The organism is Streptomyces sp. Je 1-4 4N24, assembly GCF_026239515.1.
Lineage (GTDB): Bacteria > Actinomycetota > Actinomycetes > Streptomycetales > Streptomycetaceae > Streptomyces > Streptomyces nigrescens.
Genome location: NZ_CP110836.1, coordinates 4,602,752 through 4,620,314 on the forward strand (window position 1 = coordinate 4,602,752; position 17,563 = coordinate 4,620,314).

Sequence of the window (17,563 nt, forward strand, 5' to 3'; positions counted from 1 at the left end):
TGCTGTTCTTTCTTACGGCACAGCTCTGACAATCGAGACGCCCGACTCCGGTTACGGCGCGTCGAGTTCGGACGATGTCTCAGGCCGGAACAGGCGGCGGGTGCCGGACCACGGTAGGCCCGTGGGCACCGTCCGCCAATCTGGTTATCCACAGGCCATGTGGATGACTGGCCTACAGCTGTGGAGAAGTCCCCGGATCCTGTGCACGGCCCGGGGGAAACTTCTGTGGACAAGCACACAATCACCCCACCACCACGCCCCTGACCTGCACTTTCCTCATCCATAGCCTGTGGGGGAGAAAAACTTCTGCCAGCGGTTCAAGATCGCGACAAACGGCGCAGGGGAGACGACTCCACACAGCGGAAAGTAAGGACTGCACAGGGTTTGCATCTCTTACCTGTGGAAGATTAGATTGCGCGCATGACCCTGGCTCCCGCGACACCGCGCCGCACCGGCCGCCGCCATGACCGCGAGATCATCGCCCTCGCGCTGCCCGCCTTCGGCGCACTGGTCGCGGAACCCCTCTTCGTCATGGTCGACAGCGCCGTGATCGGCCATCTCGGCACTCCCCAGCTCGCCGGCCTCGGTGTGGCGGCCGCCCTGCTGACCACCGCCGTCTCCGTCTTCGTCTTCCTCGCCTACGCCACCACCGCCGCGGTCGCCCGCCGGGTCGGCGCCGGCGATCTGCCCGCCGCCATCCGCCAGGGCATGGACGGCATCTGGCTCGCCCTGCTGCTCGGCGCCGCCGTCATCGCGGCGGTGCTGCCCACCGCCCCCTGGCTCGTCGAGGCCTTCGGCGCCTCCGGCACCGCCGCCCCGTACGCCACGACCTACCTCCGCATCAGCGCGCTCGGCATCCCCGCGATGCTCGTCGTGCTCGCCGCCACCGGCGTGCTCCGCGGCCTCCAGGACACCAAGACCCCGCTCTACGTCGCCCTCGGCGGCTTCTCCGCCAACGCCGCGCTCAACATCGGACTGGTCTACGGCGCCGGCCTCGGCATCGCGGGCTCCGCCTGGGGCACGGTTATCGCCCAGTGCGGCATGGCCGCGGTCTACCTCGCCGTGGTCGTTCGCGGCGCGCGACGGCACGGGGCCTCGCTGCGTCCCGATGCCGCCGGAATCCGTGCCTCGGCCCAGGCCGGTGTGCCGCTTCTGGTCCGTACGCTCTCGCTGCGCGCTGTGCTGATGATCGCCACCGCCGTCGCCGCCCGGCTCGGCGACGCCGAGATCGCCGCCCACCAGATCGTGCTCACACTGTGGTCCCTGCTGGCCTTCGCGCTGGACGCGATAGCCATCGCCGGGCAGGCCATCATAGGCCGCTACCTCGGCGCGGGGGACCGCGACGGCGCCAGGGCCGCCTGCCGCCGCATGATCCAGTGGGGCATCGTCTCGGGCCTGGTCCTCGGTGTGCTGGTCGCGCTCGCCCGCCCGCTGTTCATCCCCCTGTTCACCGCCGACCCGGCCGTACAGGGCCCGCTGCTCACCACGCTCCTGGTCGTGGCCGTGACCCAGCCGGTCTCCGGCATCGTCTTCATCCTCGACGGCGTGCTGATGGGAGCGGGGGACGGCCCCTATCTCGCCTGGGCCATGGTCGCGACGCTGGCCCTGTTCGCGCCGGTGGCTCTGGCCGTCCCGCTGCTCGGCGGCGGACTGGTCGCCCTGTGGTGGGCGATGGCCCTGATGATGACCGTGCGGATGCTGACCCTGTGGCTGCGCACCCGTTCGGGCCGGTGGATTGTGACCGGAGCCTCCCGCTGAAGCATCTCCCGTAATACGCAGCGCGTGTCAATAATGACCCTGTGCGCTCGCTTGCCAGGAATTCCGTGCTGCCCCTGACGTTCGTCGTCATCGTGGCTGCTGCTGTGGTGGGGTACGCCACGGAGGAAGCCGACACGAACAGCAGCAGCGGTGGCGGCCGCAGCAGCTTCGGCAAATCCGGCGAGGCGGGCCAGGACCCCCAGGACCAGGATCCCGCCGCTACGGCACCAGCCGATGACGGCAATGCGTACACCCCGCGCCGTACCGAGCAGAACGCCCGGGTCGGTGCGGTCTTCGAGAAGGACGACTCCGGCGACCACTTCTGCACCGCGAGCGTGGTGCAGAGTCCGGGCCGGAACATGCTCATCACCGCAGCGCACTGTGCCTTCGACAGCGACGGCAAAACCCCGGTGAACGACCTGGTCTTCGCCCCCGACTACCGCGACGGCGATGAGCCCACCGGCCTGTGGAAGGTCAAGAAGGTGATCCTCGACGACCGCTGGGCCAATTCCAACGACGAAGACCTCGATGTCGCCTTCCTCGTCCTCGACAAGAAGAAGGGCAAGGAGATCCAGGACGTCCTCGGCGGAAACACCCTCGGGATCGACCGTGGCTACGACAACGAGGTCAAGATCACCGGCTACCCCACCAGCCGCGACACCCCGATCTCCTGCCAGAACCGCACCACGAGGTTCAGCGACACCCAGCTGCGCATCCGATGCACCGACTTCGAGGGCGGTACGAGCGGCAGCCCCTGGCTCGCCGACTACGACCCCAAGAGCCACACCGGCACGGTCATCGGCGTCCTGGGCGGCCACAAAGGCGGCGGCGACGAGGACGATGTCTCCTTCGCCGCGTACTTCGACGACGACATCGCCGCGCTCTACAAGCGAGCCCAGGACGAGGACTGACGCGGTCCTTCCGCGCTCCGCACACGGCGAAGGGCCGCACCCCGGTGACGGGATGCGGCCCTTCGGCGTGGTACTGCGATTACGCGGCGACGACCTCGACGCCGAGCTTCGCCACGACCTCGGCGTGCAGACGCACGGAGATCTGGTGCGCGCCCAGGGTCTTGATCGGCGAACCGAGCTCGACACGACGCTTGTCGACGTCCGGACCACCGGCAGCCTTGATCGCCGAGGCGATGTCGGCCGGGGTGACGGAGCCGAACAGGCGGCCCGCGTCGCCGGCACGGACGGCCAGCTTCACGTTGACGCCCTCGAGCCGGCCCTTGACCTCGTTGGCCTGCTCGATCGTGGCGATCTCGCGGATCTTGCGACCGCGACGGATCTGCTCGACGTCCTTCTCGCCACCCTTGGTCCAGCGGATCGCGAAACCACGCGGGACCAGGTAGTTACGGGCGTACCCGTCCTTGACGTCAACGACGTCGCCGGCGGTGCCGAGGCCGGAGACCTCGTGGGTGAGGATGATCTTCATGATTCGGTCACCCTTCCCTTATCGCGCGGTGGACGTGTAGGGCAGCAGCGCCATCTCACGGCTGTTCTTCACAGCCGTGGCGACGTCACGCTGGTGCTGAGTGCAGTTGCCGGTGACCCGGCGGGCACGGATCTTGCCGCGGTCGGAGATGAACTTCCGCAGCAGGTTCGTGTCCTTGTAGTCGACGTAGGAGATCTTCTCCTTGCAGAACACGCAAACCTTCTTCTTAGGCTTGCGAGCAGGCGGCTTCGCCATTGTCTCTCTCCAATGAGTTCAAGAAGTTTGTGCTGACGCCCTCAAGGCCCCTGGCCGTCCCACGGCGCTGTTTCACGTGAAACAGCGCGGAGTCGACCAGCTCTACGGACCTAGAAGGGCGGCTCGTCCGAGTAGCCACCGCCGGAGCTACCGCCCCAGCCACCGCCGCCGCCACCCTGCTGGCCACCGCCGGCCGGACCGCCGGTCGCCCACGGGTCGTCGGCAGGAGCGCCGCCGCCCTGCTGACCGCCGCCGGGGCCGCCGCCCCAGCCGCCGCCACCCTGGCCGCCGCCACCCTGCTGACCGCCGCCGAAGCCGCCGCCCTGGCCACCGCGACCGCTGGTCTTGGTGATCTTGGCCGTGGCGTTCTTGAGGCTCGCGCCCACTTCCTCGACGTCGAGCTCGTAGACCGTGCGCTTCACGCCCTCGCGGTCCTCGTACGACCGCTGCTTGAGGCGGCCCTGGACGACCACGCGGGTACCCCGCGTCAGGGACTCGGCGACGTTTTCCGCCGCCTGACGCCACACCGAGCAGGTCAGGAACAGGCTCTCGCCGTCCTTCCACTCATTGGTCTGGCGGTCGAAAGTGCGGGGAGTGGACGCGACGCGGAACTTCGCGACCGCCGCACCGGACGGGGTGAAGCGCAGCTCGGGGTCGTCGACAAGATTGCCGACAACCGTGATGACGGTCTCGCCTGCCATTAGGGGAACCTCTCGGCGGGTGTGCTGCTGGCTGCTGGTGTTGCTGCTACTCGAACCCGGTTACCGCTGGACGCTGACGCGTTCAGTGGGTCTCGGGACGGAGGACCTTGGTCCGGAGGACCGACTCATTCAGGTTCATCTGACGGTCGAGCTCCTTGACGACCGCAGGCTCGGCCTGCAGGTCGATGACCGAGTAGATGCCCTCGGGCTTCTTCTTGATCTCGTACGAGAGACGACGACGGCCCCAGGTGTCGACCTTCTCGACCTTTCCGTTGCCCTCACGGACGACGGAGAGGAAGTTCTCGATCAGCGGGGAGACAGCGCGCTCCTCGAGATCGGGGTCGAGGATGACCATCACCTCGTAGTGACGCATGTAGAACCCACCTCCTTTGGACTCAGCGGCCACGGTCGTTCCGTGGCAGGAGGGTCGTATGCGTTCCGCGCCACGCCCGTCCGGTGCTCCGGACAGACATAGGCGCAGACCGTACAGAGTACCTGCCTGAGGCCTTCCGGTTGAAATCCGTCCGCTCCACCCCTCAATCTGGAACACAACGGGTGTGAGCGGCGTTACAGTGCGCCGCCCTGTCATCGGAGGTGCCGCATGGCACAGGCAGCACGGACCCAGCGCAGTTGGCTGTCGCTTCTCAACAGCGACGGCAAGGACCATCCCGTCGAGAACACCTTCGCCATCGTGACCGTGGTACTCGGCGCGATCGCCATCTTCACGACGCTCTCTCCCAGCCTGCACCTGGTCAGCTCCTGGGTCGGCCTGATCGGCATCGGCACCGGCCTGTGGGGTCAGTTCATCTCGTCGACGACCGGCGAGCGCTTCCTGTTGATCATCGGCCTCGGCGCAGCCGCCGTCGGCTTCTACCTCGGCCTGGCACACGGCGGCCTCTGGGGCGGTGTCATCGGCTAGCCGATGCGGCATACGGGGCCCCAGCCCGTATGGCCCAGACGGGGCGCTCCACGGTCACAGTAGGCTTCGGCGCGAGAGCCGGAGCCCCGACCATGGGGACACACCTGCCGAGGAGCGCCCCGCATGAGCCTGACCCTGAGGACCATCAGCCGAGAGCAGCATCTGGCATATATCCAGAGTCTGCCCGCGGCCAGCCACATGCAGGTCCCCGCCTGGGCGGACGTCAAGGCCGAATGGCGTTCGGAGAGCCTGGGCTGGTTCGACCCGAGCGGCGAGATGGTCGGCGCCGGACTGGTCCTTTACCGCCAGGTGCCCAAGGTCAAGCGCTACCTCGCGTACCTCCCCGAGGGCCCGGTCATCAACTGGTACGCGCCGAATCTGGAGGACTGGCTGCAGCCGATGCTCGCGCATCTCAAGCAGGAGGGCGCCTTCACCGTGAAGATGGGCCCGCCGGTCATCATCCGCCGCTGGGACTCGCAGGCGATCAAGGCCGGCATCCAGAACCCGGACGTCAAGCGACTCCGGGACGTCGAGGCGACCCACATCGAGCCGCGCGCCTTCGAGGTGGCCGACAAGCTGCGCCGCATGGGCTGGCAGCAGGGCGAGGACGGCGGCGCCGGCTTCGCCGACGTACAGCCGCGTTATGTCTTCCAGGTGCCGCTGGCCGACCGTTCGCTGGAAGAGGTCCACAAGGGCTTCAACCAGCTGTGGCGCCGCAACATCAAAAAGGCCGAAAAGGCCGGTGTCGAGGTGGTCCAGGGCGGCTACGACGACCTGGCCGAGTGGCAGCGTCTCTACGAGATCACCGCGGTGCGTGACCACTTCCGGCCGCGTCCGCTCAGCTACTTCCAGCGCATGTGGTCGGCTCTCAACGCCGAGGACCCCAACCGCATGCGGCTGTACTTCGCCCGCCATGACGGCGTGAACCTGTCGGCCGCGACGATGCTCGTCGTCGGCGGGCACGTCTGGTACTCCTACGGGGCCTCGGACAACATCGGCCGTGAGGTCCGTCCCTCCAACGCGATGCAGTGGAAGATGCTGCAGGACGCCTACGCGCTCGGCGCCTCGGTCTACGACCTCCGCGGCATCAGCGACTCGCTCGACGAGAACGACCACCTCTTCGGCCTGATCCAGTTCAAGGTCGGCACAGGTGGGCAGGCAGCGGAGTACCTCGGTGAGTGGGACTTCCCGCTCAACAAGCTTCTGCACAAGGCGTTCGACCTCTACATGGCGCGCCGCTGACCGCTCCACCGCACCGTTCGTCACCCTGAGACACCAGCCACGAGAAAGGTTCCGGGCCCGGCCATGGCGCTCACCCTCTACGTCGACACCGCGCGCTGGCGGGCGCACCAGCAGAGCGTTCTCCAGCAGTTCCCCGGGCTGGTCCCGGTCTGCAAAGGCAACGGCTACGGCTTCGGCCATGAGCGCCTCGCCGACGAGGCGACCCGCCTCGGTGCCGATATCCTCGCGGTCGGGACGACCTACGAGGCGGCCCGCATCAAGGACTTCTTCAGCGGCGATCTGCTCGTCCTGACGCCGTTCCGCCACGGCGAGGAGCCGGTGCCGCTGCCCGACCGGGCGATCCGCTCGGTGTCGTCGGTCGAAGGCGTGGGGGGCCTGGTCGGCGCCCGGGTCGTCATCGAGGTCATGAGCAGCATGAAGCGCCATGGCGTCAAGCCGGAGGACCTGCCGAAGCTGGCCACGGCCATCGAGGACGTCCGGCTCGAAGGCTTCGCGATCCACCTCCCGCTGGACCGCACCGACGGCTCCGACGCGGTCGAAGAGGTCATCGGCTGGATGGACCAGCTCCGCGCCGCCCGCCTCCCGCTGCACACCATGTTCGTCAGCCACCTCAAGGCCGATGAACTGGCCCGTCTCCAGCAGCAGTTCCCCCAGACGCGCTTCCGTGCGCGGATCGGTACCCGGCTGTGGCTCGGCGACCACGAGGCCACCGAGTACCGCGGTTCGGTGCTCGATGTCACCCGGATCGCCAAGGGCGAGCGCTTCGGTTACCGCCAGCAGAAGGCGGCCTCCGACGGCTACCTGGTCGTGGTGGCGGGCGGCACCTCGCACGGGGTCGGCCTGGAGTCGCCCAAGGCGCTGCACGGTGTGATGCCGCGTGCCAAGGGCGTGGCCCGGGCCGGGCTGGCAACCGTGAACCGCAATCTCGCACCGTATGTGTGGGCCGGGAAGCAGCGCTGGTTCGCGGAGCCCCCGCACATGCAGGTGTCGATCCTGTTCGTGCCGGGGGATGCCCCGCAGCCGCAGGTCGGCGAGGAGCTGGTGGCCCATCTGCGGCACACCACCACACAGTTCGACCGCCTCGTGGACCGCTGAGCCGGAGCCACGACGCAGACAGACAAGGGCCCGGTGCCGCAGAGACGCCTTCTGCGGGACCGGGCCTGATGCGTTGGGGCCTGGGGCCGGAATCACTCCCGTGCGACGCCCCAGCGCACCTGGGGCGCCGCCTGGAACTGCACCGCGTGCCGGGGCCGGTGGTAGGCCCGTCCGAGCACGAACACATCGGAGCTGCGGTCCAGGACTCCGCCCGAGGGATCGTCGTCCCCGTCCCTGCGGACCACATCGCGTTCCGGCATCAGGATGTCCCGTACGACCAGGGCGCACAGGTAGAGCGTGCCCAAGAGGTGCAGCGCGATGGCGAGTTGGTAGCCCTCGGTCGGCAGTCCTTGGTGCTTGTCGCCGCTTCCTGTGTAGGCGAGGTACGTCCAGATCCCCAGGAAGTACATGACCTCGCAGGCCTGCCAGATCAGGAAGTCCCGCCAACGCGGCCGGGCCAGCGCGGCGAGCGGGGTCAGCCACAGGACGTACTGCGGCGAGTAGACCTTGTTGGTGAGGATGAACAGCGCGACGACGAGGAACGCGAGCTGCGCGAAGCGCGGCCGACGCGGTGCGTAGAGCGTCAGCAGGCCGATGGCGCCACAGCCCACGATCATCAGCAGCGTGGCGTAGGTGTTGGCGTTCTCCAGGGGGTTGCCGGTGCGCTGCGAGATCAGGAGCCAGATCGAACCGAAGTCGATGGGCCGTTCCTGGCTGAACGTGTAGAACTTCGCCCAGCCCTCCCGGATGTGGAAGCCCGCGGCATCATGCGTGATCATCACCGGCAGGTTCACCACGAGCCAGGACGCGACCGTACCTGTCAGCGCCCTCCGGAACGCGCGCCAGGCGCCTGCGCGCCAGCACAGCACCAGCAGCGGGCCCAGCAGCAACACCGGGTACAGCTTCGCCGCGGTGGCCAGCCCGATGAGGATGCCGGCCGCCAGCGGACGGCTGCGTGACCACATCAGCATCCCGGCGGCCGTCAGGGCGATGGCCAGCAGATCCCAGTTGATGGTGGCGGTGAGGGCGAAGGCGGGCGCCAGGGCGACAAGGAGACCGTCCCAGGGGCGGCGGCGGTGGGTGCGGGCCACACACACCGCAATGACAGCGGCGCAGATCATCAGCATGCCGGCGTTGACCAGCCAGTAGATCTGTTCGCGGTGCTGGATGCTTCCGGAGTGCGGAGTCATCCAGGAGGCGACCTCCATGAAGACGCCGGTGAGCACGGGGTACTCGAGATACTCCATATCGCCGGGCAGCCGGTCGAAGTACGGGATCAGCCCATCGGCGAAGCCCCGCCCCGCATAGAGATGGGGGATGTCGGAGTAGCAGGCGTGCGTGTATTGGGTCGTGGCGCCGAAGAACCAGCCGCCGTTGTAGCAGGGCAGCTTCTGCACCATGCCGAGTGCGAACATGCCGATGGCGACGAGCGCGATGATGCGCACCGGCGTCAGCCAGTGCCTCCCGAGCAGTGCGTGGCGGCCGAGAGGCCCCCCGATCAGCTCGCTGCCGGCCGCCGCCACCTCATCCCGCTTCGTCGGCCGTACCGGATCGTCCCGTCGCACGCTCGTCATGGCCCCATCCTGCCGTACGCCCACGGGCAGAAGACGGCGAAGCCCCCGCCCGGGCAAACCGGGCGAGGGCTTCGTTGCTCCACGTTTCACGTGAAACATTCAGCGTTTCACGTGAAACGGTCAGCCGTTCGGGCCGCCGAGCCAGCCTCCACTGTCTGTCGCATCCGTCGGGTCTGGCGTCGGACTCGTGCCGCCGGGGCCACCTCCGGGACCACCCGCGCCATTTCCGTTACCTCCGCCAGTACTCGCCCCACCGCTGTTCCGGCATTCCAGATCCCAGGGGGAGCAGCTGTCTGTCGGAGTCGGGCTCGGAGAGTTCGTCGGGGGAACGGACTCGCTGGGAGACTCCGACGGCGAGCTCGACGGAGTGTCCGACGGCGTGGGAGTCGGCGTCGGCGTCGGCATGCCTTCCTGGTCAAACCGCTGCCCGACGGGCGTGGCCGGCGGGAAGGACTCCGGGGTGACACCCTTCATCGCCTGCAGCATGTACTCGGTCCACACCTCGGTGGGCAGCGCACCACCGTGGATCGAGTCAAAGCCACCGACACCGTTCATGGACAGCTGGCGCGGATTCCCCGCGTCCTCACGGAACATCGTGATGGCCGTCGACAGCTGCTTGGTGTAGCCCACGAACCAGGCCGACTTGTTCTCGTCGGTGGTGCCGGTCTTGCCCGCCGCCGGCATGTTCAGCTTCTTGGCTTCCTTGGCCGTGCCGTTGTCGATGACGTTTTCCAGCACCTTGGTCACGTTGTTGGCGATGTTGGCATCCATCGCCGTTTCGCTCTGGGGCTTCTCGAAGCCGTCGAGGTCCCGGCCCTTGTACGTCACCTGCGTCACGGAATACGGCTCCACCTTCGTCCCGGACTGGGCGAACGTGGCATAGGCATCGGCCATACGAATCGCGCTCGGTGTGGAGGTGCCCAGCGCGAAGGAGGGGTTCAGGTTCTTGTCGAAGCTTCCCTCCGAGATACCCGCGGCCTGTGCCATGTCCCGGACCTTCGACATCCCGACATCCATACCGAGCTGCACGAACGGAGTGTTGACGGACTGCTCCATCGCCTTGGTCAACGAGATATAGCCCCAGGGATGGTCGCTCTCGTTCTCCTGGAAGAAGAACGAGCCGTCCCTCCTCTTGACGTACCCCCCCTCGGCGTCCTTCACCTTGAGGTGGTCGTCGCCGTTGTAGCGGCTGTCCTGCCTGATCGGCACCCCGTTGCTCTTGGCCGTTCCGTTCTTCATCGCCGCCGCGAGCACGAACGGCTTCCAGGTCGAGCCGACCGGCACACCGAAGGTGTCCGCGTTGTTGCTGAAGTGCCCCTTGTCGTAGCCCTCGCCGCCGTACAGGGCGACGATCTTGCCGTCGCCCGGCACCACTGAGGCACCGCCGAACTGGACGAATTTGTCCTTGGCGCGCTTCTTCGGGTCGATGTACCGCTTGTTGACATTCTTGACCGCGGACTCGAGCTGGCTGGTCTTCTTCGAGCTGAAGGTCGTGTGGATCGTGTAGCCGCCCTTGTCGAACTGGGCTTCGCTGAGACCCGAGTGCTTCAGCACGTACTTCTTCGCGGTGTCCATCATGTAGCCGATCTGACCGCTCTTGCTGGCCACCGGCTTCGGCAGATGCGGCATGGGGAAGTGCCCCCGGAACTTGTCCCGCTGCGCCTTGGAGAGGAGGTTGTTCTCGACCTCCCGGTCGAGAATCCAGGACCACCGCGCCTTGGCGCGCTGGGTGTTCGCCGCCCGCGTGGCCCCCGGGCTGGTACCGCCCGCCGGGTCGTACAGATCCGCACCCTTGAGCACGGTGGCCAGGAAGGCACTCTGGTTCGCGTCCAGCTTCTCGGCGTCCACTCCGTAGTACGCCTGCGCCGCTGCCTGGATCCCGTACGCCCCGCGGCCGTAGTAGCTGGTGTTCAGATACCCCTGGAGGATCTGGTCCTTGCTCTTCGACCAGCCGACCTTGATCGCGATGAACAGCTCCTTGAACTTACGGTCAAGGGTCTGCTCCTGGCTCAGCATCGCGTTCTTCACGTACTGCTGAGTGATGGTCGATCCGCCCTGGGTCTCGCCGCCCTTGGCCATGTTGACCAGCGCACGTGCGATGCCCATCGGGTCCACGCCCGAGTCCGTCCGGAACGATGCGTTCTCCGCGGCGATCGCCGCTTTCTGCATCTCGAGCGGAATCTCGTTGATCGTGACGTTCTGTCGGTTCGTCTCCCCGTCACGCGCCATGACCTTGCCATCGGCCCAGAGGTAGACGTTGTTCTGCGACTTGGCGGCGTCGCTCTCGCTGGGCACGTGCACCAGGGCCAGCGCGACGCCGGAGGCACCCACGATCAGCCCTATGAATCCGACGCACAGGGTCGTGACCTGTTTCCACGACGGCACAAAGCGCCGCCAGCCGACCCGGTTGGCCCGCGGGTAGTCGATGAAGCGCTTCTTGGCAGGCTTCCCGCCGCCGCGACCGCGGCCACGGCCTCCCTCGGGACCACCGCCGCCACCGCCCCGACGGCCACCGCCACCACGGCCCCCGGCGCCATCGCCGGAGGCCATCGCGGCATCGGACGACCGCCGGCGGCCACCACGCTGGGCGGCTCTACGGGCGTCGGCACGCCCACCCTGCCGCGGCTCGTGGCCGGACGGCTCGGAGTGGGCGGCAGAACCGGCAGCGGAGCCACGGGAAGGGGCGGCACGGCGCCCCGATGGCTGCTGTGCGGCGCGTCGGGCCGCGGCACGTCCGCCACTCTGCGGCTGTGGCGGTTTGCGACGGTGCTCGCTCATGGAACGAATACTCCTCGGGCAGGCGCGCTATCTCGTCGCCTGAAGGCGGCAGTTGTCTTCAGGTCCCCCCGATGCACGACCCGCTCCTGAGGCGCGAGCCGCACTACACCGAGGACGAGGACGCCAGATATCGGCCCACGGTTCCCGGCAGTCTGCATGCCGCACAGACTACGCACGGCCAAAACCTGCCCAGTGTTGAAATTCACTCCAAATCAGTCAGGTTGATGAGAACGATTCGGTGATGTGATGCCGTTCACCGTGCCCCCTCTTGTTCCGCCCAGGTGGCCGTTCTATCGTCTGGATGTATCGAGTCGATACATCAGCACGACATAAAGAGCGCACCGGACCAAGGAGGCGGAGGATGAGCAGACGTTCCGGCGTCCTCGAGTTCGCTGTCCTCGGCCTGCTCCGCGAGTCCCCGATGCACGGCTATGAGCTGCGAAAACGGCTCAACACCTCGCTCGGGGTCTTCCGTGCGTTCAGCTATGGCACCCTCTACCCCTGCCTCAAGGCGCTGGTCGCGAGCGGCTGGCTGATCGAGGAGACGGACGGCGCCCCGGAGGGCGTACCCCCCGCGGCTCTGACCGGGCGCCGCGCCAAGATCGTCTACCGATTGACACCGGCGGGCAAAGAACACTTCGAGGAGCTGCTCGCCCACTCCGGGCCGGATGCATGGGAGGACGAGCACTTCGGCGTCCGCTTCGCATTCTTCGGCCAGACCTCGCGGGACGTACGGATGCGCGTGCTGGAAGGCCGCCGCAGCCGGCTGGAGGAGCGCCTGGAGAGGATGCGCACCTCCCTGGCCAGGTCCCGCGAGCGGCTGGACGACTACACCCTCGAACTGCAGCGGCACGGCATGGAATCCGTGGAGCGCGAAGTCCGTTGGCTGAACGAGCTCATCGAGAGCGAGCGCGCCGGGCGTGATCAGCGCCCCACGGGCTCCGCAGCGCAGGACAAGAAGAACCAGTCAGGAGATACGGGCGGCCTGCCCCGGCACCGGGGTGGTACCCGGCCGGATCCGTCCGATGACACCACCACATGAGGCTCTGCTGTGCAGGTCCTCATCGAGAACACAGGGAGCAACCGGAATGGGTTCGGTTCGCGTAGCCATCGTCGGCGTGGGCAACTGCGCCGCCTCGCTGGTACAGGGCGTCGAGTACTACAAGGACGCCGACCCGAAGAGCCGCGTGCCCGGCCTCATGCACGTGCAGTTCGGCGACTACCACGTGCGTGACATCGAGTTCGTGGCTGCCTTCGACGTCGACGCCAAGAAGGTCGGGCTCGACCTCGCGGATGCCATCGGCGCCAGCGAGAACAACACCATCAAGATCTGCGACGTGCCGAACGCCGGCGTGCAGGTCCAGCGCGGTCACACCCTCGACGGCCTGGGCAAGTACTACCGCCAGACGATCGAGGAGTCCCCCGAGGCCCCGGTCGACGTCGTCCAGGTCCTCAAGGACACGCAGGCCGACGTGCTGGTCTGCTACCTCCCTGTCGGCTCCGAGGACGCCGCCAAGTACTACGCCCAGTGCGCCATCGACGCCAAGGTCGCGTTCGTCAACGCACTCCCGGTCTTCATCGCCGGCACCAAGGAGTGGGCGGACAAGTTCACCGAGGCCGGTGTCCCGATCGTCGGTGACGACATCAAGTCGCAGGTCGGCGCCACGATCACGCACCGGGTGATGGCCAAGCTCTTCGAGGACCGGGGCGTCATCCTGGACCGCACGATGCAGCTGAACGTCGGCGGCAACATGGACTTCAAGAACATGCTCGAGCGTGATCGCCTGGAGTCCAAGAAGATCTCCAAGACGCAGGCCGTCACCTCCCAGATCCGGGACCGTGAGCTGGGCGAGGACAACGTCCACATCGGCCCCTCCGACTACGTGGCCTGGCTGGACGACCGCAAGTGGGCCTACGTCCGCCTCGAGGGCCGCGCCTTCGGTGATGTCCCGCTGAACCTGGAGTACAAGCTCGAGGTCTGGGACTCCCCGAACTCCGCGGGTGTCATCATCGACGCCCTGCGTGCCGCGAAGATCGCCAAGGACCGGGGCATCGGTGGCCCGATCCTCTCCGCGTCCTCGTACTTCATGAAGTCGCCGCCGGTGCAGTACTTCGACGACGAGGCACGGGAGAACGTCGAGAAGTTCATCAGCGGTGACGCCGAGCGCTGAGCCGCCCGACGCGCCCTCCCTCCGCAGGCCCCCGGGTATTCCGCCCGGGGGCCTGCGGGCTGTGTGAGGCTGTGCCTCATGCATGCTGTGCGCGCCCTTCGCGTATTACTCCGGCTACGCGACTTCCGTTCGCTCCTTGCCGCACGGCTCCTGTCCCAGGCGGCCGACGGGGTGTTCCAGGTCGCGCTCGCCACCTACGTCGTCTTCTCGCCCGAGAAGCAGACATCGCCCGCGGCCATCGCCTCGGCCATGGCGATCCTGCTGCTCCCGTACTCCCTCCTCGGGCCGTTCACCGGTGTGCTGCTCGACCGCTGGCGGCGCCGTCAGGTGCTGCTGTACGGCAATCTGCTGCGCACCCTGCTGGCCATGGCCACCGCGACGCTGATCGTGTCGAAGGTCCCGGACTGGCTCTTCTATGCCTCGGCCCTCTCCGTGACCGCCGTGAACCGCTTCGTCCTGGCCGGGCTCTCGGCCGCGCTCCCGCGCGTGGTCGACGGTGAACAGCAGCTGGTCATGGCCAACTCCCTCACCCCCACGGCCGGCACACTCGCCGCGACGGCGGGCGGCGGGCTCGCCTTCGCCGTCCGGCTGGCCGGCTCGGACGTGGACGCCTTCGTCGTGCTGCTCGCCGCGGCCCTCTATTTCTGTTCGGCCCTGACCACTCTGCGCATGGCCCCACAGTTGCTCGGCCCCGACCCCGCACGCCTCCAACCACACCTGCGGGAAGCCCTGTTGAGCACCGTGCGCGGGTTGAGAGAAGGGCTGCGCCATCTCGCCGAGCGGCGCATCCCGGCCCGCGCACTGATCGCGATGGCCTTGATCCGTTTCTGCTACGGGGCTCTGACGGTCATGGTGCTGATGCTGTGCCGGTACTCCTGGGCCGAGACCGAGTCCGAAGGGCTGGCGCTGCTCGGGATCACCGTCGGAGTGTCAGGAGCGGGCTTCTTCGCGGCGGCGCTCGTCACGCCCTGGGCCGTGGGGCGGTTCACCGCGTTCGGCTGGATCGCGGGCTGTGCGGCACTGGGCGCGGTCCTGGTGCCGTCTCTCGGGCTGTTCTTCACACCGGGTCCGATGCTGGCCGCCGCGTTCGTGCTCGGCCTGAGCACCCAAGGAACCAAGATCTCCACGGACACGATCGTCCAGTCGACGGTCGACGACGCCTTCCGCGGCCGGTCCTTCGCCATCTACGACGTGCTCTTCAACGTCGCCTTCGTCGGGGCTGCCGCAGTCGCGGCCCTGATGCTGCCTCCGGACGGGCGGTCCGCCGCCCTGCTCGGCATGGTGACCGTGCTGTATGCGCTGGTCGCCGCGGCGTTGATCCGCTCGGGGCGCGGTTAGGCGTCGCCCCCGCGCCCGCCCAGCGCCCCGGTCCCTGCAACGGGGCGCACCCGGACCCGATACCTTACGGGCGTCCTACACAAGCCTGTACACATCAAAATCGGGGGAGTCCCATGACCACGCCGCCTCAGGGCCAGAATCCGTACGGTCAGGCGCCGTACGGGCAGCAGCCTTACGGACAGCCGCCCTACGGCCAGAACCCGTATCCGCAGGCGCCGCAAGCACCGCAGGCTCCCTACGGCCAGCCCCAGGGCTACGCCTACCCCCCGCAGCCGCAGGCTCCGTACGGGCAGCAGCCGCCGGCGGGTTACCCAATGGCTCCTCAGCAGCCCATGCACGGCGGAGCTCCGGTGCCTCCGCCTCAGCCCGCCAAGCGCCGGTCCGTCAAGGCGATCCTGAGGGGTATCGGGCTCGTTATCGCGGTGATCGTCTTCGCGTTCTTCTGGATCGTGAGCCAGGACGACGCGGAGAACGCTGAGGCCGGTGACTGTGTGCAGAAGTCCAGCAGTTCACTCGACGACGGGCTCAAGGTGGTGGACTGCAGTAGCTCCGAAGCGCAGTACAAGGTGAGCAAGGTGCACAACGACACCACGGACCCGACGCTGTGCGCAGAGGGAGAGTCGGCCTACACCAAGAGCGTGCACCGTCGCCGGAGCGGCGACACCCGCATGGTGATCTGCCTGACCTCGGTGAAGTAGCGCACGCCGAACGCGCCGGAAGACAAAGGAGCGGTGTTTCACGTGAAACACCGCTCCTTGTTTCACGTGAAACACCGCCCGTTTCACGCTCAGCTCTGAGCGGCCCACCACTCCTTCAGCGCAGCGACTGCCGCCTCCCGCTCCATGGGCCCGTGCTCCAGCCGGAGCTCCAGCATCTGCTTGTACGCCTTGCCGACCTCGGGCCCCGGGCGGATACCCAGAATCTGCATGATGTCGTTGCCGTCCAGGTCCGGGCGGATCGCTTCCAGCTCTTCCTGCTCCTGCAGCCGCGCGATGCGCTCCTCGAGCCCGTCATAGGCGCGCGAGAGAGCGCCGGCCTTGCGCTTGTTGCGGGTAGTGCAGTCCGAGCGCGTGAGCTTGTGCAGCCGCTCCAGCTGCGGGCCGGCGTCCCGCACATACCGGCGCACCGCCGAGTCCGTCCACTCGCCCGTCCCATAGCCGTGGAAGCGCAGATGCAGCTCCACCAGCCGCGAGACGTCCTTGACCAGGTCATTGGAGTACTTCAGAGCGGTCATCCGCTTCTTGGTCATCTTCGCGCCCACCACTTCGTGGTGGTGGAAGGAGACCCGGCCGTCCTTCTCGAAGCGTCGCGTCCGCGGCTTTCCGATGTCGTGGAGCAGTGCCGCCAGCCGCAGCACGAGATCGGGCCCGTTCTCTTCAAGGTCGATCGCCTGCTCCAGCACCGTCAGCGAGTGCTCGTAGACGTCCTTGTGGCGGTGATGCTCGTCACTCTCCAGCCGCAGTGCGGGGAGCTCGGGCAGGACATGGTCCGCCAGGCCCGACTCGACAAGCAGCCGCAGCCCCTCGCGCGGGTGCGGCGCCAGGACCAGCTTGTTCAGCTCGTCCCGTACGCGCTCCGCGGAGACGATCTCGATGCGGTCCGACATCGCCTTCATCGCGGCGAAGACCTCGGGGTCCACCTCGAAGTCCAGCTGGGCCGCGAAGCGGGCCGCGCGCATCATCCGCAGCGGATCATCGGAGAACGACTCCTCCGGCGTCCCCGGCGTCCGCAGCACACGCGCCGCCAGGTCCTCCAGACCGTCGTGCGGGTCGACGAACTCCTTCTGCGGCAGCAGCACCGCCATGGCGTTCACCGTGAAGTCCCGGCGCACCAGATCCTGCTCGATGGAGTCGCCGTACGACACCTCGGGCTTGCGGGAGGTGCGGTCGTACGCCTCGGACCGGTAGGTCGTGACCTCGATGTCGAAGGAGGCCTTCTTGCAGCCGACCGTGCCGAAAGCGATGCCGACCTCCCAGACCGCGTCCGCCCACGGCCGGACGATCTTCAGAACGTCTTCGGGGCGGGCATCGGTGGTGAAGTCCAGGTCGTTGCCGAGCCGGCCCAGGAGCGCATCCCGGACCGAACCGCCGACCAGGGCAAGTGTGAACCCGGCCTCCTGGAATCGACGGGCCAGGTCATCCGCGACGGGGGACACCCGCAGCAGCTCGCTCACGGCTCGGCGCTGGACATGGTTCAGCGCGTTCGTCGACTGCGGGGTCCGCTCGGCGATCGGGGCGGGGAGGTCATTGTTGGCGTTCGGCACAACAAAACAGGGTACGTGGCCGCGGAGCGCGA

Annotated in this window: 16 protein-coding genes; 9 read left to right on the forward strand and 7 right to left on the reverse strand. The window is 67.6% G+C overall.

Features of this window, described 5'->3' with window-relative positions:
* Positions 1 to 420: 420 nt before the first annotated feature.
* Together SLV14N_RS19960 and SLV14N_RS19965 are read left to right on the forward strand one after the other, a co-directional pair.
* Positions 421 to 1,758 carry an MATE family efflux transporter gene (locus SLV14N_RS19960; RefSeq protein WP_263270485.1) on the forward strand — a complete coding sequence of 446 codons (1,338 nt, stop codon included), beginning with the start codon at positions 421 to 423 and terminating at the stop codon, positions 1,756 to 1,758.
* 41 nt (positions 1,759 to 1,799) lie between these two features.
* The gene (locus tag SLV14N_RS19965; RefSeq protein WP_263270486.1) at positions 1,800 to 2,669 is read left to right on the forward strand and encodes a serine protease; all 870 of its coding nucleotides are present in this window, start codon (positions 1,800 to 1,802) and stop codon (positions 2,667 to 2,669) included.
* Positions 2,670 to 2,748: 79 nt separating this feature from the next.
* On the opposite strand, the gene rplI is transcribed toward SLV14N_RS19965, so the two are convergent.
* The 4 genes from rplI to rpsF all read right to left on the reverse strand — a co-directional run bounded on the left by rplI (position 2,749) and on the right by rpsF (position 4,524).
* Positions 2,749 to 3,195 carry a 50S ribosomal protein L9 gene (rplI, locus tag SLV14N_RS19970; RefSeq protein WP_018092121.1) on the reverse strand — a complete coding sequence of 149 codons (447 nt, stop codon included), beginning with the start codon at positions 3,193 to 3,195 and terminating at the stop codon, positions 2,749 to 2,751.
* Between the two features lie 18 nt (positions 3,196 to 3,213).
* Positions 3,214 to 3,450, reverse strand: coding sequence for a 30S ribosomal protein S18 (gene rpsR / locus SLV14N_RS19975; protein ID WP_003978893.1), 237 nt, complete (start codon positions 3,448 to 3,450; stop codon positions 3,214 to 3,216).
* A 110-nt stretch (positions 3,451 to 3,560) separates the two neighbouring features.
* Positions 3,561 to 4,151 carry a single-stranded DNA-binding protein gene (locus SLV14N_RS19980; RefSeq protein WP_208682384.1) on the reverse strand — a complete coding sequence of 197 codons (591 nt, stop codon included), beginning with the start codon at positions 4,149 to 4,151 and terminating at the stop codon, positions 3,561 to 3,563.
* Between the two features lie 82 nt (positions 4,152 to 4,233).
* Positions 4,234 to 4,524: a 30S ribosomal protein S6 gene (rpsF, locus tag SLV14N_RS19985; RefSeq protein ID WP_006604399.1), complete on the reverse strand. Its 291-nt coding sequence runs from the start codon at positions 4,522 to 4,524 to the stop codon at positions 4,234 to 4,236.
* Positions 4,525 to 4,752: 228 nt separating this feature from the next.
* Between rpsF and SLV14N_RS19990 the strand changes: the two genes are divergently transcribed.
* From SLV14N_RS19990 to SLV14N_RS20000, 3 genes are all read left to right on the forward strand, one after another.
* Positions 4,753 to 5,070, forward strand: a complete 318-nt coding sequence (locus SLV14N_RS19990; RefSeq protein ID WP_208682385.1) for a hypothetical protein — start codon at positions 4,753 to 4,755, stop codon at positions 5,068 to 5,070.
* Between the two features lie 123 nt (positions 5,071 to 5,193).
* Positions 5,194 to 6,312 carry a peptidoglycan bridge formation glycyltransferase FemA/FemB family protein gene (locus tag SLV14N_RS19995; protein WP_208682387.1) on the forward strand — a complete coding sequence of 373 codons (1,119 nt, stop codon included), beginning with the start codon at positions 5,194 to 5,196 and terminating at the stop codon, positions 6,310 to 6,312.
* Between the two features lie 63 nt (positions 6,313 to 6,375).
* Positions 6,376 to 7,407 carry an alanine racemase gene (locus tag SLV14N_RS20000; RefSeq protein WP_018092117.1) on the forward strand — a complete coding sequence of 344 codons (1,032 nt, stop codon included), beginning with the start codon at positions 6,376 to 6,378 and terminating at the stop codon, positions 7,405 to 7,407.
* A gap of 92 nt (positions 7,408 to 7,499) precedes the next feature.
* Here the strand turns inward: SLV14N_RS20000 and SLV14N_RS20005 are convergent, their stop codons facing one another.
* Both SLV14N_RS20005 and SLV14N_RS20010 read right to left on the reverse strand, forming a co-directional pair.
* On the reverse strand, positions 7,500 to 8,981 hold the full coding sequence (locus tag SLV14N_RS20005; protein ID WP_208682391.1) for a glycosyltransferase family 87 protein: 1,482 nt from the start codon (positions 8,979 to 8,981) through the stop codon (positions 7,500 to 7,502).
* Between the two features lie 120 nt (positions 8,982 to 9,101).
* On the reverse strand, positions 9,102 to 11,531 hold the full coding sequence (locus SLV14N_RS20010; RefSeq protein WP_259670433.1) for a transglycosylase domain-containing protein: 2,430 nt from the start codon (positions 11,529 to 11,531) through the stop codon (positions 9,102 to 9,104).
* Positions 11,532 to 12,120: 589 nt separating this feature from the next.
* Here SLV14N_RS20010 and SLV14N_RS20015 point away from each other — a divergent pair.
* From SLV14N_RS20015 to SLV14N_RS20030, 4 genes are all read left to right on the forward strand, one after another.
* Positions 12,121 to 12,801, forward strand: a complete 681-nt coding sequence (locus SLV14N_RS20015) for a PadR family transcriptional regulator (protein ID WP_018092114.1) — start codon at positions 12,121 to 12,123, stop codon at positions 12,799 to 12,801.
* Positions 12,802 to 12,847: 46 nt separating this feature from the next.
* A complete protein-coding gene (locus SLV14N_RS20020; RefSeq protein WP_018092113.1) occupies positions 12,848 to 13,930 on the forward strand; it encodes an inositol-3-phosphate synthase in 1,083 nt (360 codons plus the stop codon).
* Between the two features lie 78 nt (positions 13,931 to 14,008).
* Entirely contained in the window at positions 14,009 to 15,268 is a 1,260-nt protein-coding gene (locus SLV14N_RS20025) for an MFS transporter (protein WP_263270491.1), read from the forward strand.
* A gap of 113 nt (positions 15,269 to 15,381) precedes the next feature.
* Positions 15,382 to 15,966 (forward strand): hypothetical protein, encoded by a 585-nt coding sequence (locus SLV14N_RS20030; protein ID WP_263270492.1) that lies wholly within the window; start codon positions 15,382 to 15,384, stop codon positions 15,964 to 15,966.
* An 89-nt stretch (positions 15,967 to 16,055) separates the two neighbouring features.
* Here the strand turns inward: SLV14N_RS20030 and SLV14N_RS20035 are convergent, their stop codons facing one another.
* Positions 16,056 to 17,531, reverse strand: a complete 1,476-nt coding sequence (locus tag SLV14N_RS20035) for a CCA tRNA nucleotidyltransferase (protein ID WP_263270493.1) — start codon at positions 17,529 to 17,531, stop codon at positions 16,056 to 16,058.
* Positions 17,532 to 17,563 lie beyond the last annotated feature (32 nt).